Consider the following 21,829-nt stretch of genomic DNA (forward strand, 5'->3'; position numbering starts at 1 on the left):
CTGTTCTTCGTCAGATAGCCCGCTATCTTCCTCATCACAGAAGCGAAAATGCCTCAAAAACTCATCCCAAATCATCGCACGATAAATTCAAAACAGCTTCTTACTTATACACAACAATGGTTACCTTTTCGTAAGTATCTGATGTTCAAGTACCTACTTGTACGATTAAATTCCTCTTGGTAACTTTGCAGCACAAAAGGAAATAAAGGCACTTTTGGTAAGTAATAACTCATTAAACAAATAAGAGCTTATCTTTCCAAACTGGGCAAAACGGTAGAGACACGCATCACGGACTATCATGTGGGCGGAACCGGCAATCATGAGGTGGTGATGGCGGAAGGTATGCCCCAATTTACGAAAGGGGAAATCTATGGCGGCATGATGAAAGGATTCGCACAGGCTTTCGGCGATGCCCTGACCGACATGCCTACAGGCAAGGCTTCGGAAGTGGCATTCGGCACTACGCAGACTTGGGCAGGAATTCCGTTCGAGTTCCGTCACGGAGCGACATCCGATTTTCCGGGCGCAAGCATCCTGATAGGAGGCAAGGCTTATTATACGCACTGGACTCCGGCAAAGGCACACGTAAGCCATTTGCAGGTTTATTCTCCGGCTGCCATTGATGCGGAAATAGCAGAAGCGGAAAAGTCACTGGCACCGGGAGCGGAACTGTTCATCGGCGGACACGGAGGTGCGGCAAAGCGCGATGCGGTAAAGTTCAAAATCGCCTATCTGAAAAAGATGAAAGAGGTGCTCGGCAATAACCAGACGGCACAAGCTTTTATGGACGACATGAAGAAAGCTTTCCCCGGACTGCCGGGAGAAGCCGGACTGGAAGAATTGAGCAAGGCACTCTACAAATAATTATCGAATAAAACCAATCAGGAGTTAAAAGGGAGTTATCGTCCGCCTGGCGGACCGGGAGTTAGACGCCAATACTTTTTGCATCGTTTTCAGAAGCAAGACTATTGACCTTTAACTCCTATAACTCCTGTGAAACATAACTACGCTTATACTATGCATGGTATAAATTTGTGCATTTCCTTGAACATCTCGTACCGTTTCTGTAGAGACGATGTGCACATCGTCTCTACTACGTGGCATATACAAAATACATATTTTAATGCCGTTTAAAGTATAACTCCTGATTCGCATAAATAGTAAATACCCTCACTTTCCTGTCACGATACGTTTAATGTCATTCAGTTTGTTCAACGCTTCTATCGGTGTCAAGTTGTTCACATCCAGATGCAGGATTTCATCCCGTATCTGGCACAACACGGGGTCGTCAAGCTGGAAGAAGCTGAGCTGGACACCGTCTTTGGATGCCGGAGTCTGTACTTTCGGACGCGACGCCATGCCTTCCTGCCGGTTATCTTGCTCCAGGCGGTGCAGGATTTCATCGGCACGCTTCACGATGCTTTGGGGCATGCCCGCCATTTTTGCCACATGAATACCAAACGAATGTTCGCTCCCTCCGCGCTCCAGCTTACGCAGGAAAATCACCTTATTATTGACCTCCTTGACCGTTACATTATAGTTCTTGATACGCGGGAAGAGTGCTTCCATATCGTTCAACTCGTGATAGTGCGTGGCAAAAAGCGTACGGGCATGGGCTTTCTTGTTCTCGTGGATGTGCTCTACGATAGCCCATGCAATGGAGATGCCGTCATACGTGGAAGTGCCGCGCCCCAGCTCATCGAAGAGCACCAGGCTTCGGGGAGAGAGGTTGTTCAGGATATTGGCGGCTTCATTCATCTCGACCATGAACGTTGATTCGCCCACCGATATGTTATCACTTGCTCCGACACGGGTGAATATCTTGTCCACCAGCCCGATATGCGCACTTTCGGCTGGCACGAAGCAGCCTATCTGAGCCAAGAGCGTGATAAGCGCCGTCTGGCGGAGCAAGGCAGACTTACCCGCCATATTGGGTCCCGTGATAATGATAATCTGTTGTGATTCCGTATCGAGATAGACATCATTGGCAATGTATTTCTCGCCCACGGGCAATTGCTTCTCGATGACCGGATGGCGTCCTTGCTTGATGTCGAGTACATCATCGTCGGCTACCACCGGACGGATATACTTGTTCTCGCGCGCCACATCGGCAAAAGAGAGCAGGCAATCCAGACGTGCGATTTGCGTGGCATTGATCTGGATAGCCGGAATAAACTCGGCAAGGTCTGCCACCAAGTCATTATAAAGCTTGGTTTCCAGTATCAGGATTTTATCTTCCGCCCCCAATATCTTCTCTTCGTATTCCTTCAGTTCCTGCGTGATATACCGCTCGGCGTTCACCAGCGTTTGCTTGCGTATCCACTCGGCAGGCACTTTCTCCTTGTGTGCGTTCCGCACTTCGATGTAATAGCCAAACACATTGTTATAGGCAATCTTCAGGCTGGGGATGCCGGTCTGCTCGATTTCGCGTTGCTGGATTTGAAGCAGGTAATCCTTTCCCGAATAGGAAATGCGGCGCAGCTCATCCAGCTCGGCATTCACTCCGTCGGCTATCACTCCGCCCTTGTTCACCAGCAGAGGCGGGTCGTTTACTATCTCCTTCGCTATTTTATCCCGAATCGAGACGCAGAGGTTCAACTGCTCCCCGATGCGCCGGAGGCTCTCGTTATCTGCGTTCAGGCAAGCATTCTTGATGGGTTCGATGGCTTGGAGCGCCACTTTCAGCTGCACCACCTCACGGGGTGAGATACGTCCTACCGCGGCTTTTGATACGATGCGTTCCAAGTCGCCTATACGGTGCAGCTTCTCTTCGATAAAGTCCTTGAAGTCGGGCTCGCGGAAGAAATACTCCACTACGTCCAGCCGGGCGTTAATCGGTTTTACTTCCTTCAGGGGAAACACCATCCAGCGTTTCAGCAGACGGGCACCCATGGGGCTGATGGTATGGTCTATCACGTCCAGCAGGCTGGTGCCTCCCTCGTTCATGCTACCTATCAGCTCCAGGCTGTGCACCGTAAACTTGTCCAGCCGCACGTAGCGTTCCTCCTCGATGCGTGCCAGCGAAGTGATATGCCCTATCTGATAATGCTGGGTCATGTCGAGGTATTGCAGGATGGCTCCAGCCGCGATGATGCCGTTCTTCAGATGCTCTACGCCGAAGCCTTTCAGGTTCTTGGTCTCGAAATGCTTCAAGAGCTTCTCGCGTGCCGAAGCTTCGGTAAACACCCAGTCATCCAGCTCGAAGGTGAAAAACTTGCTTCCGAAATTGCCTTCGAACATGGGTTTCTTGCCCCGCTCGAACAACACTTCCTTGGGAGCGAAATTATTCAGAAGCTTGTCGATGTAGTCAAAAGGCCCCTCGGCGGTCAGGAACTCGCCGGTAGAGATGTCCAGAAAAGCGATGCCGCACGCGGTTTTCCCGAAATGGATGGCGGCAAGGAAATTGTTCTCCTTATACGACAACACATTGTCGCTGATGGCAACGCCCGGCGTCACCAGTTCGGTAATGCCCCGCTTCACCAGCTTCTTCGTGGTTTTCGGGTCTTCCAGCTGGTCGCAGATAGCCACACGCCTTCCGGCACGTATCAGTTTGGGCAGATACGTATCGAGGGCATGGTGCGGAAATCCTGCCATTTCCACCGTCTTCGCCTGCCCGTTGGCACGCCTGGTCAAGGTTATTCCCAGTATTTGCGAAGCGGTCACGGCATCTTCGGAATAGGTTTCGTAAAAGTCGCCGCACCGGAAAAGCATCAGCGCGTCGGGATGCTTCGCCTTCAGGTCGAAATACTGTTTCATCATGGGGGTCAATACCACGTCGTTATCTTTAGCCACTGTGTTGTCCTTTCTTTTATTAATGTGTTGTCCGTACCTGCAAAGGTACGAAAATTTCCCAAATATCTGCCTTCCGTGACGCAAGTATCTGCAACGCCCGGCGCAAGTACCTGCATGAACGGATGAACATAATAACGGAGCCTAGCTAATACTCATGCCGAGCATACAAAGGAAAGCCCCGCAAAAACGACGTTTTTACGGGGCTATACCTTAAAATGACCTGATTTGCGTTGGACTACCAGGATTCGAACCTAGACAAACAGAACCAAAACCTGTTGTGCTGCCATTACACCATAGTCCAAACTTTCGTGCTTTCCTTAGAAAGCGGTGCAAAGATAAGTGTTTTTTATAATATCCTCCAAATAATTCCCCACTTTTTTTATCTCTTTTTTCAATATTCCGTATCTTTGCCGCCTATAAATGCATAAGAGTTTATGAAAAAAACAGTATTAGGATTTATGTTAGGGGTAGGATGCGTATCGCTCCAAGCGATGACACCACTTTGGATGCGCGATGCTGCCATCTCACCCGATGGAAGCGAAATCGCTTTCTGTTACAAAGGAGATATTTATAAGGTGAATGCCAAAGGAGGAGAAGCACTACGACTCACCACACAACCTTCGTATGAATCAACCCCCGTATGGTCGCCCGATGGACAACAAATTGCTTTCGCCAGCGATCGCTTTGGAAGCACCGACATCTTCGTGATGCCCGCCAGCGGAGGCGAAGCACGCCGGCTGACCAGCAATTCGGCAAACGAAACACCTTCGGCCTTCACGCCCGACGGCAAACACGTGCTGTTTTCTGCCTCCCTGCAAGACCCGGCAGAAAGTGCCATGTTTCCCACCAGTGCAATGACCGAATTATATCAAGTGTCCGTAGCGGGCGGACGCACTGAACAAGTATTAGGCACACCGGCGGAAAAAGTGTGCTATGCACCAGCGGGAACCTTCTTCCTCTATCAGGACCGGAAAGGATTCGAAGACGAATGGCGCAAGCATCACACTTCATCCATCACCCGGGACGTATGGATGTATGACACCACCAGCGGTAAACATACCAACCTGACCGCCCGACCGGGAGAAGACCGCGACCCTGTATTGAGTGCCGATGGAAAAACCGTGTACTTCTTGAGCGAACGCAATGGAGGTTCATTCAACGTCTATCGCTTCCCGTTGGACCGCCCTGCTGATGTGCAGCCCGTTACTTCATTCAAGGGAAACCCTGTACGCTTCCTCTCAATGAGCCACAACGGTACACTCTGCTACACCTACGATGGCGAAATCTATACCCAACCCGATGGAGGAAAACCCGCTAAGGTCAATATCTCACTTATCCGCGATGAAGAGGAAATGCCCGTCACTTATAATTTTACACGCGGAGCATCGGAAGCTACGGTATCGCCCGACGGCAAACAGGTGGCGTTCGTGGTGCGGGGTGAAGTGTTCGTGACATCCGTCGAATACGGCACCACCAAGCAAATCACCCATACGCCCGAAGCCGAAGAAGGCGTTTCGTTCGGCGCGGACAACCGCACCTTGGTCTATGCCAGCGAGCGCGATGGAATCAGCGGACTCTACACCGCAAAAATCTCACGCGAGGAAGAAAAAAATTTCCCCAATGCCACGCTGATAGAAGAAGAAGCCCTGCTTCCCTCGAAAACCGTAGAGCGGAGCTATCCGAAGTTCTCTCCCGATGGGAAAGAAATCGCCTTCATCGAAGGGCGTACCCGCCTCATGGTGCTGAACCTGAAGAGCAAGAAGGTGCGCCAGGTGACCGACGGGTCTACGTGGTACTCGCTTTCGGGAGGCTTTGACTATCAGTGGTCGCCCGACGGGAAATGGTTTGCACTGGAATTCATCGCCCACAAGCACGAGCCTTATTCGGACATCGGACTGGTTTGCGCCGACGGGAAAAGCCCGATTATCAACCTGACCAACAGCGGTTATACGAGCGGCATGCCCCGCTGGACCATGGACGGAAACGCCCTGCTCTTCACCACCGAACGGTATGGTATGCGCAATCATGCCTCGTGGGGCTCGCTGGACGATGTGATGATGGTCTTCCTGAACCAGGACGCATACGACAAGTTCCGCCTGAGCAAAGAGGATTACGAATTGCAAAAGGAACTGGAGAAAGAGCAGGAAAAAGCGGGTGAAACCGCTTCGAAAGACAAGAAAAAGGATAAAAAAGCGGATGCAAAAACAGATAGCGTGAAATTAATCACGGTTGAACCGGACGGCATAGAAGACCGCATCGTGCGCCTCACGCCCAACTCATCGCGCTTGTCCTCAGCCGCTATCTCGAAAGACGGAGAAACCCTGTACTATTTATCTGCGTTCGAAGGCGGATTCGACATGTGGAAAATGGACGTGCGCAAGCATGAGACCAAGCTCCTGCACAAAATGGACGCGCGCTGGGCAAACATGGAAACCGACCGCGATGGGAATTTCTTCGTGCTGGGAGGAGGAACCATGCAGAAGATGGACGGGAAATCGGAAAAACTGGAACCGATTACCTACCGTGCCGAAGTGAAGATGAACCCCTACGAAGAACGCGAATACATCTTCGACAACATCTACCGCGAAGAAAAGGCACGCTTCTACAACGTGAACATGCACGGCGTGGACTGGGATGCCTTGACGGAGACCTACCGCAAGTTCCTGCCTCATATCAATAACAATTATGATTTCGCCGAAATGCTGAGCGAATGGCTGGGCGAACTGAACGTATCTCATACCGGCGGACGCTTCTATCCCGAACTGGATACCGAAAGCACTGCCCAGCTGGGGCTATTGTACGACTGGGAGTATACGGGCAACGGATTGCGCATCGCCGAAATCATCGAGAAAGGACCTTTCGACCGCAAGAGCACCCGTGCCAAAGCCGGTGTGATTATCGAGAAAATCAACGGCCAGACCCTCGAAGCCGAGAAAGACTATACTCCTTTATTAAATGGGCAGGCAGGCAAGAAGACTTTGGTATCACTTTACGACCCGGAAACCAACCAACGTTGGGAAGAAGTGGTGAAACCCATAAGCAACGGAGCAATGAATGGCTTGCTCTATACGCGCTGGGTAAAACAACGTGCGGAGGACGTAAAACGCTGGTCGAACGGACGTTTGGGCTATGTGCACATCGAATCGATGGATGATTCCAGTTTCCGTTCGGTTTACTCGGACATCTTGGGCAAGTACAACCAATGCGAAGGCATCGTGATAGACACCCGCTTCAATGGAGGCGGACGCTTGCACGAGGACATCGAAGTATTGTTCAGCGGAAAGAAATACTTCACCCAAGTCATCCGCGGGCGCGAGACCTGCGATATGCCCAGCCGGCGCTGGAACAAGCCTTCCATCATGGTGCAATGTGAAGCGAACTACTCGAACGCACACGGCACCCCGTGGGTATACAAGCATCGCGGACTGGGCAAGCTGGTAGGTGCGCCCGTTCCCGGAACCATGACCAGCGTAAACTGGGTAACCACGCAAGACCCGACCCTCGTATTCGGCATTCCGGTGGTAGGCTATCGCCTCCCCGACGGAAGCTATCTGGAAAACACCCAGTTAGACCCCGACATCTATGTGCTGAACGCTCCCGAAACGATTGTGAAAGGAGAAGACACACAATTGAAAGCAGCCGTAGATGAATTGCTGAAGGAAATCGGAGAATAAGAAGCTGTTTTGAATTTCTCCAAAAAGTTTTTCTTGGCTTGATGTGTTCGTTTTCGTGTGTGCTTTGGGCGATTTTTTGGTCCTTTTCGCTCCTGTTCTTCGTCAGATAGCCCGCTATCTTCCTCATCACAGAAGCGAAAATGCCTCAAAAACTCATCCCAAATCATCGCACGATAAATTCAAAACAGCTTCTAAAAAGCATGAATAAAAATAATTGATGAATATCCGCAAACGACCCCTGTAGGGGCGTATTGCATACGCCCGAATACGCCAACTTATCCATGTGGATGCTTTTAGGGCGTATGCGATACGCCCCTACAGTTTATTGGGCGGAAATGCGGATATTCATTTAAATTTAATCCCAACATGCATCTTTCCCGTTCAACCAGTCCTTCAATGAAGTTCGTACAAGAGAATCGGGCAATAAACTCGTATCCTGACTCCGTTCATCGGGCCGTACAAAATACGAATGGCTGATGTAAGCTTGGGTTTGGGTATAAGGAAGTTCTACGCAAAGCACATCACCGAAACAGGTCGGCTTTTGGGAGGTAGGAGTCCCGATAATCGGGAAAAGCGCATTGTCTTTGATGAGCGTCAACAGATAATTGGCACTGCTGAAGGTATTCTGCCCTTGAATAAACGCCACTTCTCCATGAAAACGACTGGAAGGCTTCGGCATATCACCGGTAAAATCATTCATTACTTGATGTTGTTCCGCCAACTCCCCTTTCATTGATTCATACTTGTCACGGATAAAAAGCGTAGGATAACACGTTTGCAAGAAATCAGACACACGGATGTAGGAATGAAACGGACAAATATCCCGAAGGGAGACACCCAGAAATTCAAGCAACACATCGCCCAATACACTATTCCCTCCTCCATTATAACGCATGTCTATCACCAGCCGATTCACGTTATGCACCGCCATTGCACGTGCCATTTCATCCAGGAAATCCGCAAACAACGGAAGACTATCCTCCACGGCTTTATCTGGAGAGACCTGCATCAAACGGCATCCTTGCCAATAAGTAAACCGGTCTATCATCGCATTGAACTGAAAATAACACGTATCGCCGATTATCTGATAATGAAAAGGCTCGTTTCTCCTTGCCGTAACCGGATGCGGAACCTGCTTCACCTGATACAAGCCTGATGCACCTTCATGTAAGGACGAAGGCAAACACACTTCACTTCCATCCGCAAACATAAAACGGATAACCGTGTCCGTATCTATCCCCAAAGCGTTCAGAAACGCTTTATTGTTCATAAAAAAGCTTCCCGTAATGCAAGCCTTTATCTGATTCTCCGAAGGAACATAAACCTTTAATTTTTGTATCAATGAACCAATCGGACACGCATTAATAGCTATAAGTTCCTTCCCTGTACAATCCGGAACCGAATCCGGAAGACTTCGAAAATAAAAACTCCCCTCATAATAACGTAACGTGAAAGGATAAAGCGATGTATCGTCAAGCATCACAAACGTATGCGCATCTTGAAGCAAAGCCAGCCAACGGTTCAGTTCTACCTGAAACGCCGGACGTTCCATCCGCTCGTCCAACTTATCGCATAAAGATTCGGCATACTTCTCGAAACGTGCAAAAGCCGCCTCATCTACCAACGGAAGCGGATGAAACGCCTTGATGAAAGCCAACAGATTCATCACTTCATGCTGATACGGATTGCCGGCTTTCTCCTTATATAATATAGGTATAGGAAAAGTGTTATCCATTTTCAATCAAATAAAATGCCATACCCACGATGCCTGCCACAACTCCTATTGCACATCCGCACCAGAAATAGAATGATAATTTCTTCTTATCCATATTGCTTTTCCGACTCATCTGTTTGATCAGGCCCGCCATACTTCCGCCAAACACGCCCAAACCAATACCGATAACAAGTCCGGCTGAAGAGTCTAACACCATTTTCAATATAAAACCAAGAACTACCCCGACACCTGTTCCGATGCCGATATAGCGGTCTGTAATGCTTTCTTTCATTTTGTTGCTTTTTTGTTTACTTTATATTTCTCTTTTTTCGAATCATAACCGAAAAGATAACGATTTATTTCAAATCACCTATTCCTAATCCTGATTATTCATTTAAACAATAGCATCTTATCTCCTGCTTGCGAGTATCCAATACGACTTGTGAGAAACGCTTGAAAAACGAAATACCCATTGTTCTTCGAGATGCCAATGTCGCCAACGTCACATTTTTAAATAGCTTTTGATTTACTTTCCCTTGCGCCACTTCATAAACCGTTATCACACTTCCTGCATCCATAAAGCCATAACAAGTATCTTTTTTCAAAAAGCAAGCGTCAGACATTTGTTCTATATCCTGCTTTGGCAATAAGAAATCACTCCGGTCATACCCCGTATCTATCAATATATGAGAGCATTTGACGCCATTCAGTTCCATTTCCTCCACATAATACAAGCCTCCTTCCTTCTTATAGCGCAAGACCATATCCGGAGTTCCGGAAACAAACGGATGAACATTAGAGATTGTACCTTCTTCAAAATCAAACAACCAATTACAACGGTCTATCATGTCTGTACCTATAACCCCATGGATATGTTGCCATTGAAAACGCCGCGGCAATAAGACGACTGTCCACAAATTCCCTTCGATATTCCCCAAACACGTATAAAACGAAAAATATTTCTTCACCGAAAAATCATTGCCGGCTATATCTTTCGCGTACGCCTGCATAAAAGGATGAAAAGATTCCGGCACGGTATCAGCATAAAGCAAGGTAATATTCGCTCCCGTATCAAAAAGAAAATTCATCCCACTCCCGGAGAATGTCACATAACCGTCCTTGTCAAACGCAGAGACAAAAGGATTTATCTTCGGCTTCATTCCGATAAGGAACAACCCGACCGTTGCTATGGATACGATTATGAAAAGAAGTTTTTTCATCTGGACGAACTTATTCTATTCATTGATAAAGGCTCTGCATCAGTTCATGTTTTTACCAATGCAAAGGTAATGTTTTCTATTTATCACGTGAGTTCGGAATCAGAAAAACTGAATATCCGATACGCCTTTACATGGCAATTGAGTAAAATGCTGATATTCAATAAACTTTTTGTCTGTCATAACTGTTTTCCTTAAAAAAACATCCCTAAGATAAACAGTTTATGGATAACATGTAAGCGGCACTTTACATTCTGACGACTTTTGCCGAAAATTGAAATAACGAATTAAACTCGTTTTCAATCCGTTGTCTATCTTTTGCACTATGCATTGCCCACACACTCCTTGGGAATGACACAGATGACACATCGAGTCTTACTAAAAGCTGTCACTTCAGCAACCGCTTGCTAAGATAACGCACGGGATACCACACCGATAGGAAACCTACCACGAGGACGGTGACAAAGACCACTGCCACATCTGTCACTTCCACACTGACGGGATAAGCATCGACCACAAAGCTACCTGAACTGCCTAATTTTATCAGCCCGAATGCTTGTTGCACCCAGCAGAGTATCAGTCCCAGCACCACGCCCACCGATGCGCCAATAAACGAAATCATCCGTCCCTCGAAAAGGAAGATACGGACTATCTGCTTGTCGCTCGCACCCAGGTTACGCAAGGTTGCCACGTCATCACGCTTATCAATGATGAGCATTGAGAGCGAACCGATGATGTTAAAGCAAGCTATCACGAGAATGAATGTAAGGAAAAGGTAAGAGATAAGTTTTTCCACACGCATGATGCGGTAGGTATCCGCCTGCTGCTCATAGCGGTCTTCCACACGGAAGTCACCACCTAGCTGCTGCTGAATCTGCCGCTTCACCGCTTCGGTATCGGCACCGGGAGCAAGGCGGAGATTGACAGCACTCACTTCGGTAGTGTATTGGAAGAGACTACGGGCAAAGTCGATGGAAGTCAGGATGTAAGAGGCATCGTATTTTTCCTGATTGACCGAAAAAACCAGTCCGGAAGAAAACAGGCTACCGGTGACAAATGCCGTAGAAGGATTGGCAAGGTTCACTTTCGCACCGCGCCTGGGAGCGTACACCTCTAGTGGGTCAAGGAAACGGATGCTGCTGCCCAATGTGGCGAGCAGCTGAATGCCGGGGATGGCATAGTGAGCCACCTCATCGTGCAAGGTCAGCTCACCGCGTCCGTAAAGAATACTGTCGATAGGCGTGAGAATATCGAAGTTGTCTTCCACACCCTTGATAACCGCCATTGCCTGCCTGCCCTGGTATTGCACCATGGCATTGTCTTCGAGCGAGCGCGACCATACCGCTACCTCGGGCATCTGCCGCAAAGCAAGGATACGCGGGTCTTCCCCATCGAACACCTTACCGCGCACTGCTGTAATGCGCAATTGAGGGTCGAAGGCGGTAAAAAACGATGCCACAAGATCTTGAAAGCCGTTGAATACCGACAGGGTACACACCAACGCCAACGTAGCAAGCGCCACTCCACACACAGAGATGGCGGAAATGACGTTGATGGCATTGTGCGACTTTTTCGAAAACAGGTATCGGCGGGCGATATAGAAGGGGAAATTCATTTCTTCAGCAACTCGTCGATGTGTGCGGCATAATCTAACGAGTCATCCACAAAGAACTTCAGTTCGGGGATGATGCGAAGCTGATAACGCACACGGGTACCCAATTCGTAGCGGATGGACTTCACGTTGTCATTGATATTTTTCACTATCTCTTCAGCACGTTCCGAAGGGAACACACTAAGGTAAGCACGTGCATAACTCATATCGGGGCTAATACGCACCACACTTACCGATACCAACACGCCGTGCATTGTCCGCGTCTGCTGCTGGAACATCTCGCTCAGCTCTTTCTGAATCAGCCGGGCTATCTTGTTTTGTCTGGTTGTTTCCATATATTTCTTTGGTTTATGTTTTCAGGTGGCTAGTTAACAGGTACTAGATGACTAGGTCTTAAATACATTGGTTTATCATTTATACCTGTCAACTAATGCCTAGTACCTGCTACCTATAGTTTTCGAATTATCGTCAACCCGTCCCGCAGGGGAAGGATAACTTTTTCCACACGCCGGTCGGAAGCTACATGGTCATTGAACCGCTTGATGCCGATGGTCTGTGCATCAGCACTCCGGGGTTCTTCCAGCACATGTCCGTCCCACAGCGTATTATCAGCAATGATATACCCTCCCTTGCGGAGCCGGGGCAGTATCATCTCGTAGTAATCTATGTAGACCCGCTTGTTGCCGTCGACAAAAGCAAGGTCGAACGTGATGTCCATCGTAGGCACTATCTGCAAGGCATCGCCAATATAGAAGCGGATGCGGTCGGCATAGGGCGAGCCTTCCAGCCACGGACGGGTAAAGTCTTCCTGCTCGTCATTGATTTCAAAGGTATGGAGCATCGCCCCTTCTTCCAGTCCCTCTGCCAGACACAATGCCGAATAGCCGCTGTACGTACCTATTTCAAGCACCTGCCGTGGACGTATCATTGTGACAAACATCTTCAGCATCCGCCCCTGCAGGTGTCCCGAAGCCATACGGGGACGCAACAACTTGACATGCGTAGCCCGATAGAGCGCCTTCAGGTAGTCGCTCTCCTCATCAATATGTCCGAGGATATATGCATCCAATGCATCGGTTTCTTTCATATCTCAGTTGACCAGTTGACAAGGTACTAGTTGACTAGGTTTTAAATAGCCAGGTTGGCTTAGTATCTAAAACCTAGTCACCTGGTACCTAGTTAACTAGTCACCTCTAATTATAAATATCTGTTCCGGTTCGGCAACACATAGTTCTCGGTATCTTCCAGCACATCGTCCACCTGGTTGATTTCGAGGAACGAAGTGTGCGTGCCTTTCTTACCGCCGCTCAGGTATGCTACCATTTCTTTCGGAGTCAGCACACCGTCGCTCAGCAACTTACGCAATGCCGTGAAATAATACTCCTGTCCGTTTGCCTTTTCGGGCATATAGATAGCCTCCACTCCATACGACAAGGCAAGATGACGCATTGTCTTTTCCTTGTAGCAGATGGCAAGCACAGGATATTTACCACGGAAAGCAGCCAGATTGCGTGCCGTACGTCCACTGAAACTGTCGGTAATGATGGCACGGATAGGCATCAGCGTGGTGGCACGTACCGCCTGTTTTGCCAGGAAGCTGGTCACATCAGTATTGTCCGGAGTCAAAGGAATAGGTATGTCGTTTTCTTCCATCTTGTCTTTTTCCGCCTGTGCGGCAATCTTTGCCATGGTCTTCACTGCCTCTACCGGATATTTGCCGTATGCCGTTTCGCCACTCAGCATCAGGGCGTCGGTGCGGTAATAGATGGCATTGGCAATGTCGGTCACCTCGGCACGGGTAGGACGCGGATTGTTTATCATCGTGTGAAGCATCTGGGTAGCCACAATGACCGGTTTGCGTGCCAGGATACATTTTTTGATAAGCTTGCGCTGGATGCCGGGGATGCGCTCCTGCGGCACTTCGATGCCCAAATCTCCACGGGCTACCATCACCCCGTCTGCCACTTCCAGAATCTCATCGATATTGTCCACGCCCTCCTGATTTTCGATTTTCGCAATAATCTGGATATCACTCTGATGAGCGTCGAGTATCTCGCGGATATCAAGTACATCCTGCTTGTTGCGCACAAAAGAGTGGGCGATAAAATCGATATCCTTTTCGATGGCATACAAGATATTATTACGGTCTTTTTCCGTGAGCGAAGGCAGATTGATACGCACGCCAGGCACATTCACGCTCTTGCGGTTTCCTAGTGTAGCATCATTGCAAACTTCGCAGAACAAGGTATCTTCGTTCTTGTCTATCACCCGCAGCTCCAGGTCGCCATCATCAATCAGTACATCTGCACCCACTGACAGGTCGTTTACAAATCCCGGATAGCTGACAGCGATGCATTCATGCGTCGTTTCCTGTTCGGGTTTGCCGACGATAGTTACCCGTTCGCCGGTCTTGAAATCGATGTGTCCTTCGGCACTTGCCGTTGTACGCACTTCCGGTCCTTTTGTATCCATCAGGATACCGATTCGGTGGGATACTTGGCGCACATTATTAATTAATGTATCGAACCCTTCGCGGCTGGCGTGGGCAGTATTCATACGCACCACATTCATCCCCGCGTTAAACAGGTCGCGGATAAAATCGACATCACAACGTAAGTCTGAAATAGACGCAACGATTTTTGTTTGTTTGAGCATCATATAGTTTTAAGTTTTTAGTGTTTATATTTGAGGTGACCAGTTGACCAGACACTAGGAACTAGGTTCTAAAATGCTTTACCTAACATCCAGTCAACCAGTATCTAAAACCTAGTTCCTAGTACCTGGTCTACTAGTACCTAGAAGCGCTTCCAGAGCCAGCCGGTACGAATCCAGGCCGAAGCCACAAATCACGCCTTTACACGCACACGCTATCATCGATTTGTGCCGGAACTCTTCCCGGGTATGCACATTCGAAATATGAACTTCGATGACCGGAGTGGTAACAGAACGGATAGCATCCTGCAAAGCGATAGAAGTATGAGTGTAAGCTCCGGCATTCAGGATGATTCCGTCGGAAGAAAATCCCACTTCATGAATCTTGTTGATTAGCTCGCCCTCCACGTTCGACTGGAAATAATCGAGTTCCACATCGGGATAACGCTCTTTAAGTGTCTGATAATAGTCTTCGAACGAAGTCGAACCATAAATGGAAGGTTCGCGTTTCCCCAACAGATTAATATTGGGACCATTGATTATTTGTATCTTCATCATATTCACGAAGTAAACTTTTTAATAACTTTGCTGCAAAATCCGGCACAAAGATACGAAAAAGAAATGAAAACCAACGAGAAGATTATAACAAAGTACCGACAATACCTGAAATTGGAAAAGTCTCTGTCGGAAAACACCATACAAGCGTACCTCACCGACCTCGACAAACTCCTCGCCTACTTCACTCTGGAGGGCATCGACTGCACAGAAGCCACCTTGCAGGATCTGGAAAACTTCTCAGCCGGCCTCCACGATATCGGCATCCACCCTCGTTCGCAAGCCCGCATCCTTTCAGGAATACGCTCGTTCTACCGCTTTCTTACCCTCGACGACTATATCCGGCAAGACCCGAGCGAACTGCTCGAATCACCACAGATAGGCAAACACCTTCCCGACATACTGACCGTGGAAGAAATAGATGCACTTATCGGAGCCATCGACCAAGGCACCCCCGAGGGTCAACGCAACCGCGCCATTCTGGAAACCTTGTACAGCTGCGGACTTCGCGTATCGGAACTCTGCAACCTCCGGCTATCCGACCTCTACCTTTCCGAAGGCTTTATCAAAGTGGAAGGCAAGGGAAACAAACAACGCCTGGTACCCATCTCTCCCCGTGCCGTCAACGAGCTGAAGAATTACTTCGTAGAACGCGAAGAAACAAAAATCCGTCCCGGTTACGAAGATTTTGTCTTCATCAGCCGGATAGGCAAGAACATTTCGCGCATTATGGTGTTTCATATAATAAAGGAGTTGGCAGACCAAATCGGACTAAAAAAAAGCATCAGCCCCCATACTTTCCGCCACTCGTTCGCCACCCATCTGCTCGAAGGCGGTGCCAACCTGCGTGCCATCCAGTGTATGCTGGGACACGAAAGCATCGGCACCACCGAGATTTATACCCACATCGACCGCAATATGTTGCGGCAAGAAATCATCGAACACCACCCACGGAACAAGAAAAAGCAATCCGAGTGAGCACTTTTGCCCCGTTTTAATCTTTTTTTTAGTATCTGTTTAAAAAAAACGAGCAAAAAGTTAACAGCTAATGGAGTTTTTCTTATCTTTGCCCCAAATATAAAAACGAAGTAAAAAAACCAACTAGATTATATTTTATAACAAACCAAATAGTAAAAATCATGATTAAAAAGTTGTATTTGCCCTTAGTGGCATTGTTAGTTCTTGCTTTCTCTTCATGTAGCAAGATGGGTGAATTAGACCCGAGCTATTTCACAACTGATCCTGAAGTATTGGAAGCTATCGGTGGCAAGGTGCCTGTAACTATCACGGGCAAGTTCCCTGAAAAGTATTTCAAGAAAAATGCGACCGTTGAAGTCACTCCGGTCTTGAGATGGGATGGTGGCGAAGCCAAAGGCCAACCCGCCAAGTTCCAAGGCGAAAAAGTACAAGGCAACGACCAGACCATATCTTACAAGGCTGGTGGTACTTATACGATGAAAGCCTCTTTCGACTACGTTCCGGAAATGGCTAAATCTGAACTGTATCTTGATTTCAAAATCAAGAAAGGAAAGAAAGAATACACCATCCCTTCTGTAAAGATTGCCGACGGTGTAATCGCTACATCTGAACTTCCGACCGTTGAATCAGCCAATGCAGCCTACGCAGCAGACGCTTTCCAACGCATCATCAAGCAGGCTCAGGAAGCTCAAATCATGTTCTTGATCCAACAGGCTAACATCCGCGCAAGCGAACTGAAGTCAGAAGGCATCAAAGATTTCAACAAGAAAGTGGTTGCAGTAAACGGCGATAAGAAAAACTTCAAGTTGAACAACATCGAAATCTCTGCTTACGCATCTCCGGATGGTGGTGTGAAACTGAACACCGGTTTGGCTGAAGACCGTCAGGAAAACACTGAAAAGTACCTGAACAAGCAATTGAAGAAAGGCGAAATCGAAACTCAGGTTGACGCTAAATATACTGCACAAGACTGGGAAGGCTTTCAGGAACTGGTTTCTAAATCAAACATCCAGGACAAAGACCTCATCTTGCGCGTCTTGTCTATGTACCAAGATCCGGAACAACGTGAAACTGAAATCAAGAACATCTCTTCAGTTTACAAGACCTTGGCAGATGAAATCCTTCCGCAATTGCGCCGTGCACGCCTGACCGCCAACTACGATGTTATCGGACGTAGCGATGAAGAAATCAACGCCGCATTCGACGCGAAAGAAGACTCTATCAGCGTAGACGAATTGCTGTATGCAGCTACCCTGACTCAGGACAACGCACGCAAGGAAGCCATCTACAAGAGAGCTATCGAAAAATATCCGAACGATTACCGTGCATACAACAACCTGGGTATGATGTCATACGCAGCAGGCGACCTGAACGCTGCTGAAAACTACTTCAAGCAAGCCGCAAGCAAAGACGCCAACGCTGCCGAAGTCAACACCAACCTCGGTCTGTGCGCATTGTGCAAAGGCAACGTAGCTGATGCAGAAACTTACCTGAGCAAGTCTACTGGTGCTAATACCGCTAACGAAGCTTTGGGTAACCTCTACATCAAACAAGGTCAGTACGACCGTGCCGTACAAGCTTTCGGCGACACCAAGACCAACTCTGCTGCCTTGGCTCAAATCCTGGCTAAGGATTACAACAAAGCTAAGAGCACATTGTCGGCAGTTAAGAATCCGGATGCTTACACTGACTATCTGATGGCTATCGTAGGTGCACGCACCAACAATGCCGACCTGGTTAAGTCAAGCATGGCTAAAGTGGCTCAGAAAGATGCCAACTTGAAAGCAAGCGCACAAAACGACCGCGAATTTGCTAAATATGCCAATGAAATCCAATAATCTTATCTGATAGATTTCAATGAAAGCCGGAGTGCAAAACGCATTCCGGCTTTTTTATTTCAAATAATTTATGTACATTCGCAGGCAAATCAATATATATCCACAGAGCCATGAAGACAATTGCTCCACTCGTCGCACTTATCATGCTTTCCCTTTCTGCCTGCAAGAAGGACAATCGCTTTGTGCTACACGCCGAAATGACAGGCTTGTCCGACAAGCCCATCCTCGTAATATACGATGACCCCGTGTCACGTCTTGATACAATTTTCCCGAAAGAAGGCAAGTTCGAATATGCTTTCCTTCCAGACACCATCACCATTTTCCGGCTTGTTTCCACAGAAGGAGAAGTGATTCCGTTTTTTGCAGACCGTGGGCAAGAAGTCAAGTTGGCAGGCACATTCGGACAACCCGACATACAGGGGAGCGGAGACAACGGAACATACGGAACTCTATTAAAAGAACTGCAACCGCTAAAAGACTCTACATCCATTGTACAAACAGTAGAAAAGTTTATCCAGACGCATCCCACATCGTTTGCCTCTGCCTACCTCATCAACCGATACTTCATCCAGGTGCCCCAACCCGATATGGAGAAAATCGACCAGCTTATCGCCCCTTTGGCAGGAAACATCAAGGACAGCCGCTTGCTTAGCATCGTACTGAAGGCTTTGCCTTCCCAGTCCGACCTCAAACGGACATCGGAAGGATACGTCAACTATTTCTCATGCAAAGACCGAAAAGGGAAATACATCTCGTGGAGTGGAGAAAAAGACAGCTACACCCTGCTCAACTTTTGGGCTAGTTGGAACCCGGAAAGCATAACCCGACGCGATTCGCTGGCAACCTTGGTTAAAAAGTTCCCTGAAAAACAATTCAAAGTCCTGAACATTTCACTGGATTACGAAAAAGACAAGTGGCTGAATGCATGCAAGGAAGATACCAAACAATGGATAGAAACCTGCGACTTCAAAGGCTGGGACAATGTGGTGGTCAAACAAAACCAAATTCACACCCTTCCCGACAATATCCTGATAGGAAACAACCGTAAGATTTTCGCAACCGGCCTGTACGGCCAGCCGCTCTATGACAAAATAAAAGAACTGACAACAAAAAAATAAACCTTAAATAGACCTTAAATGCTAATCAAACTCTTCGGCGCCGCCGTACAAGGAATAGACGCCACCATCGTCACTATCGAAGTGAACAGCTCACGGGGAATCAAGTTCTTCCTCGTAGGACTGCCCGACTCTGCCGTAAAAGAAAGCCATGAACGCATCGTTGCCGCCCTGCAAGTCAACGGATACAAATTTCCTACCTGCCAGATAGTTATCAACATGGCTCCTGCCGATATCCGCAAGGAAGGCTCATCGTATGACCTGCCGCTGGCACTTGGCATACTGGGAGTGACGGGTGCCGTAGCTACCGACAAGTTCGACCGCTACCTCATCATCGGCGAACTAAGCCTGGACGGAAGCCTGCAGCCCATCAAAGGTGCCCTTCCCATAGCCATCTGCGCCCGCCAGCAAGGTTTCGAAGGCTTCATCCTGCCCAAACAGAATGCACGCGAAGCCGCCGTGGTCAACAACCTGAATGTATATGGCGTGGAAAACATCACCGAAGTCATCGACTTCTTCAATGGCAAGCGCGAACTGGAACCTACCGTCGTCAACACCCGTGAGGAATTCTACCGAAGCCAGTCGAACTTTCCTTTCGACTTTGCCGATGTAAAAGGGCAGGAGAATGTAAAGCGCGCACTGGAAGTAGCAGCAGCAGGCGGCCATAACCTTATTATGGTAGGAGCACCAGGAAGCGGCAAGTCGATGATGGCGAAATGCCTTCCCAGCATCCTGCCTCCGCTCTCGCTTGCCGAAAGTTTAGAAACTACCAAGATTCATTCTGTAGCAGGCAAGTTGGGAAAAGACTCGTCACTTATCGCTGTCCGCCCGTTCCGCAGCCCGCACCACACCATTTCGCAAGTCGCCATGGTAGGCGGAGGCACCAATCCCCAGCCGGGTGAAATCAGCCTGGCACACAACGGTGTATTGTTCCTCGACGAGCTTCCGGAGTTCAACCGAAGTGTACTCGAAGTACTCCGCCAGCCGCTGGAAGACCGGCGCATCACCATCTCACGTGCCAAATACACCTTGGATTATCCTGCCAGCTTCACCCTGATAGCTTCTATGAATCCCTGTCCGTGCGGCTATTACAACCATCCCACACGTCATTGTGTCTGCACACCCGGACAGGTGCAGAAATACTTGAACCGCATCTCCGGCCCACTGCTCGACCGCATTGATATTCAGGTAGAAATCGTCCCCGTACCGTTCGAGAAGCTTGCCGAACGGGAGAAAGGCGAATCGAGTGCCGCCATCCGCGAACGTGTGATACGTGCCCGGCAGATACAGGCAAAGCGTTTTGCCGACCTTCCTGGCATTCATTGCAATGCACAGATGACCTCTCGCCTGCTCCACCAATATGCCCAACCCGACACGCACGGCATGAATCTCCTGCGCACCGCCATGGAACGCTTCAACCTCTCTGCCCGTGCCTACGACCGCATATTGAAAGTCTCCCGCACCATTGCCGATTTAGACGGAAGCGAAGCTATCCTCCCTCGCCACCTTGCCGAAGCCATCAGCTACCGCAATCTGGACCGGGAAAACTGGGCAGGATGATTTGCTAATAGAATAAGAAGTAAAATAATGCGAATCAGGAGTTAAAAGGGAGTTATAAGAAGTTATCGCCCGTTTGGTGGGTTGGGAGTTAGATACCAAGACCTTTTTACCGCTTTCAGAAGTAAGGCTATTGGCCTTTAACTTCTGAACGAAGTGATAACTCTTGGGAAATAACTACGTTTGACTCCTGATTCGCATAAATATAATGAAAGAATGTGAGTCTGCCTCAAAATGAAAGTTGATTTCATTTTTGAAACAAACTCATTCTTTGCCGAAAAAACAGAGTCATTTACCTTCTATAATGCCGTTGCATTACTTCACTCAATAATAAAAAGCCTGTTTACTTCAGGAAAAAAGCGTTCCATTTCATTCTAAAATTCAATATTTGAATGTCCTTTAGATTTGCCAACCCGACCCCATTGAAAATGAAGATATACTTCGTTTGCTGATGAAGTATATCTTCGTTGGCGGTTGCAGTATATATTAAACTACCGATGAAGTATATCTTCGTTCGCAGAGGGCCTATATTGTGCATAGTGAGACTCCCAAACAAAGAAGAGTGCCGTCTATCCTCCTCGGACAAACGGCACTCTTCTTTGTTTCGTTCGCTCTAAGTAAAGCCTTACTTACGCAGACCAAGCTCTTTCACGATGTTACGATATCTTTCGATGTCGTTACGCTTCAAGTAGTCGAGCAATGCACGACGCTTACCTACCAGCTTGGTCAAAGATCTTTCAGTTGTATAATCTTTTCTGTGGAGCTTCAAGTGCTCTGTCAGGTGAGAAATACGGTATGAAAACAATGCAATCTGAGATTCGGGCGATCCAGTATCAGTGTTAGACTTTCCGTACTTTTCAAAGATTTCTTGCTTTTTAGCTGCGTCTAAATACATAATTTTGACTGTTTTGTTTATATAATATAAATTCTATTTGCGGGTGCAAAGATAGGAATAATCTTTCATCCAACAAACACTTTTGCAAAATATCTTCCAAAGAAGATGCTATACAAAACAATGGGCAGAGTCAACCAGCGAGTGCAACATTACGAAATATTTTTGAAAAAGACCTCAGCCGGAGTCAAGAAATTGAGTTTTTCTCTCGGTCTGGCATTAATTTTCTTCCT

Annotated in this window: 17 protein-coding genes and 1 tRNA gene; 6 read left to right on the forward strand and 12 right to left on the reverse strand. The window is 48.0% G+C overall.

What is annotated here, in order from left to right; translation table 11 throughout:
- Positions 1-300 precede the first annotated feature (300 nt).
- Positions 301-864: a hypothetical protein gene (locus B5F71_RS12710; RefSeq protein ID WP_343285806.1), complete on the forward strand. Its 564-nt coding sequence runs from the start codon at positions 301-303 to the stop codon at positions 862-864.
- A gap of 306 nt (positions 865-1,170) precedes the next feature.
- On the opposite strand, the gene mutS is transcribed toward B5F71_RS12710, so the two are convergent.
- Positions 1,171-3,759 (reverse strand): DNA mismatch repair protein MutS, encoded by a 2,589-nt coding sequence (mutS, locus tag B5F71_RS12715; protein WP_087210890.1) that lies wholly within the window; start codon positions 3,757-3,759, stop codon positions 1,171-1,173.
- A 263-nt stretch (positions 3,760-4,022) separates the two neighbouring features.
- A tRNA-Gln gene (locus B5F71_RS12720) sits at positions 4,023-4,093 on the reverse strand.
- A 133-nt stretch (positions 4,094-4,226) separates the two neighbouring features.
- On the opposite strand from B5F71_RS12720, the gene B5F71_RS12725 reads away from it, so the two are divergent.
- Positions 4,227-7,466, forward strand: coding sequence for a S41 family peptidase (locus B5F71_RS12725; RefSeq protein ID WP_087210894.1), 3,240 nt, complete (start codon positions 4,227-4,229; stop codon positions 7,464-7,466).
- Here B5F71_RS12725 and B5F71_RS19880 read toward each other — a convergent pair.
- The 9 genes from B5F71_RS19880 to aroQ all read right to left on the reverse strand — a co-directional run bounded on the left by B5F71_RS19880 (position 7,373) and on the right by aroQ (position 15,216).
- Complete coding sequence (locus tag B5F71_RS19880) at positions 7,373-7,633, reverse strand: hypothetical protein (RefSeq protein ID WP_140406954.1); 261 nt, start codon at positions 7,631-7,633, stop codon at positions 7,373-7,375. The two genes, B5F71_RS12725 and B5F71_RS19880, sit on opposite strands and share 94 nt — an antisense overlap.
- 188 nt (positions 7,634-7,821) lie before the next feature.
- A complete protein-coding gene (locus B5F71_RS12735; protein ID WP_087210897.1) occupies positions 7,822-9,201 on the reverse strand; it encodes a S41 family peptidase in 1,380 nt (459 codons plus the stop codon).
- A complete protein-coding gene (locus B5F71_RS12740) occupies positions 9,194-9,472 on the reverse strand; it encodes a hypothetical protein (protein WP_087210900.1) in 279 nt (92 codons plus the stop codon). The genes B5F71_RS12735 and B5F71_RS12740 overlap by 8 nt, the downstream gene beginning before the upstream one ends.
- 94 nt (positions 9,473-9,566) lie before the next feature.
- Complete coding sequence (locus tag B5F71_RS12745; RefSeq protein ID WP_087210903.1) at positions 9,567-10,400, reverse strand: hypothetical protein; 834 nt, start codon at positions 10,398-10,400, stop codon at positions 9,567-9,569.
- Positions 10,401-10,785: 385 nt separating this feature from the next.
- Positions 10,786-12,012 (reverse strand): FtsX-like permease family protein, encoded by a 1,227-nt coding sequence (locus B5F71_RS12750; protein ID WP_022038647.1) that lies wholly within the window; start codon positions 12,010-12,012, stop codon positions 10,786-10,788.
- A complete protein-coding gene (rbfA, locus tag B5F71_RS12755; RefSeq protein ID WP_022038646.1) occupies positions 12,009-12,344 on the reverse strand; it encodes a 30S ribosome-binding factor RbfA in 336 nt (111 codons plus the stop codon). Before rbfA ends, B5F71_RS12750 begins: the two co-directional genes overlap by 4 nt.
- Positions 12,345-12,457: 113 nt before the next feature.
- Positions 12,458-13,096, reverse strand: coding sequence for a class I SAM-dependent methyltransferase (locus B5F71_RS12760; RefSeq protein WP_087210905.1), 639 nt, complete (start codon positions 13,094-13,096; stop codon positions 12,458-12,460).
- 110 nt (positions 13,097-13,206) lie between these two features.
- Complete coding sequence (gene pyk, locus B5F71_RS12765) at positions 13,207-14,667, reverse strand: pyruvate kinase (RefSeq protein ID WP_087210908.1); 1,461 nt, start codon at positions 14,665-14,667, stop codon at positions 13,207-13,209.
- A gap of 108 nt (positions 14,668-14,775) precedes the next feature.
- Positions 14,776-15,216: a type II 3-dehydroquinate dehydratase gene (aroQ, locus tag B5F71_RS12770; protein WP_087210915.1), complete on the reverse strand. Its 441-nt coding sequence runs from the start codon at positions 15,214-15,216 to the stop codon at positions 14,776-14,778.
- A 66-nt stretch (positions 15,217-15,282) separates the two neighbouring features.
- On the opposite strand from aroQ, the gene xerD reads away from it, so the two are divergent.
- From xerD to B5F71_RS12790, 4 genes are all read left to right on the forward strand, one after another.
- Positions 15,283-16,194, forward strand: a complete 912-nt coding sequence (gene xerD / locus B5F71_RS12775; protein WP_087210909.1) for a site-specific tyrosine recombinase XerD — start codon at positions 15,283-15,285, stop codon at positions 16,192-16,194.
- A 161-nt stretch (positions 16,195-16,355) separates the two neighbouring features.
- Positions 16,356-18,032 (forward strand): tetratricopeptide repeat protein, encoded by a 1,677-nt coding sequence (locus B5F71_RS12780; protein ID WP_022038641.1) that lies wholly within the window; start codon positions 16,356-16,358, stop codon positions 18,030-18,032.
- 110 nt (positions 18,033-18,142) lie between these two features.
- Positions 18,143-19,150 (forward strand): thioredoxin-like domain-containing protein, encoded by a 1,008-nt coding sequence (locus tag B5F71_RS12785; RefSeq protein WP_087210911.1) that lies wholly within the window; start codon positions 18,143-18,145, stop codon positions 19,148-19,150.
- Positions 19,151-19,168: 18 nt separating this feature from the next.
- The gene (locus tag B5F71_RS12790) at positions 19,169-20,707 is read left to right on the forward strand and encodes a YifB family Mg chelatase-like AAA ATPase (protein ID WP_022038639.1); all 1,539 of its coding nucleotides are present in this window, start codon (positions 19,169-19,171) and stop codon (positions 20,705-20,707) included.
- Positions 20,708-21,329: 622 nt separating this feature from the next.
- Here the strand turns inward: B5F71_RS12790 and rpsO are convergent.
- On the reverse strand, positions 21,330-21,599 hold the full coding sequence (rpsO, locus tag B5F71_RS12800) for a 30S ribosomal protein S15 (RefSeq protein ID WP_022038638.1): 270 nt from the start codon (positions 21,597-21,599) through the stop codon (positions 21,330-21,332).
- Between the last annotated feature and the right edge of the window lie 230 nt (positions 21,600-21,829).

It is taken from the genome of Bacteroides sp. An269 (genome assembly GCF_002159755.1).
GTDB classification, from domain to species: Bacteria; Bacteroidota; Bacteroidia; order Bacteroidales; family Bacteroidaceae; genus Phocaeicola; species Phocaeicola intestinalis.

Bases quoted from the DNA above. Each gene is read 5' to 3' on its own strand.
- B5F71_RS12740 (WP_087210900.1), bottom strand. From the start codon at position 9,472: ATGAAAGAAAGCATTACAGACCGCTATATCGGCATCGGAACAGGTGTC.
- rpsO (WP_022038638.1), bottom strand. From the start codon at position 21,599: ATGTATTTAGACGCAGCTAAAAAGCAAGAAATCTTTGAAAAGTACGGA.
- B5F71_RS12760 (WP_087210905.1), bottom strand. From the start codon at position 13,096: ATGAAAGAAACCGATGCATTGGATGCATATATCCTCGGACATATTGAT.
- B5F71_RS12750 (WP_022038647.1), bottom strand. From the start codon at position 12,012: ATGAATTTCCCCTTCTATATCGCCCGCCGATACCTGTTTTCGAAAAAG.
- B5F71_RS12780 (WP_022038641.1), top strand. From the start codon at position 16,356: ATGATTAAAAAGTTGTATTTGCCCTTAGTGGCATTGTTAGTTCTTGCT.
- B5F71_RS19880 (WP_140406954.1), bottom strand. From the start codon at position 7,633: ATGATTTGGGATGAGTTTTTGAGGCATTTTCGCTTCTGTGATGAGGAA.
- mutS (WP_087210890.1), bottom strand. From the start codon at position 3,759: ATGATGAAACAGTATTTCGACCTGAAGGCGAAGCATCCCGACGCGCTG.
- pyk (WP_087210908.1), bottom strand. From the start codon at position 14,667: ATGATGCTCAAACAAACAAAAATCGTTGCGTCTATTTCAGACTTACGT.
- B5F71_RS12790 (WP_022038639.1), top strand. From the start codon at position 19,169: ATGCTAATCAAACTCTTCGGCGCCGCCGTACAAGGAATAGACGCCACC.
- B5F71_RS12735 (WP_087210897.1), bottom strand. From the start codon at position 9,201: ATGGATAACACTTTTCCTATACCTATATTATATAAGGAGAAAGCCGGC.
- B5F71_RS12745 (WP_087210903.1), bottom strand. From the start codon at position 10,400: ATGAAAAAACTTCTTTTCATAATCGTATCCATAGCAACGGTCGGGTTG.
- B5F71_RS12725 (WP_087210894.1), top strand. From the start codon at position 4,227: ATGAAAAAAACAGTATTAGGATTTATGTTAGGGGTAGGATGCGTATCG.
- rbfA (WP_022038646.1), bottom strand. From the start codon at position 12,344: ATGGAAACAACCAGACAAAACAAGATAGCCCGGCTGATTCAGAAAGAG.
- xerD (WP_087210909.1), top strand. From the start codon at position 15,283: ATGAAAACCAACGAGAAGATTATAACAAAGTACCGACAATACCTGAAA.
- B5F71_RS12785 (WP_087210911.1), top strand. From the start codon at position 18,143: ATGAAGACAATTGCTCCACTCGTCGCACTTATCATGCTTTCCCTTTCT.
- aroQ (WP_087210915.1), bottom strand. From the start codon at position 15,216: ATGAAGATACAAATAATCAATGGTCCCAATATTAATCTGTTGGGGAAA.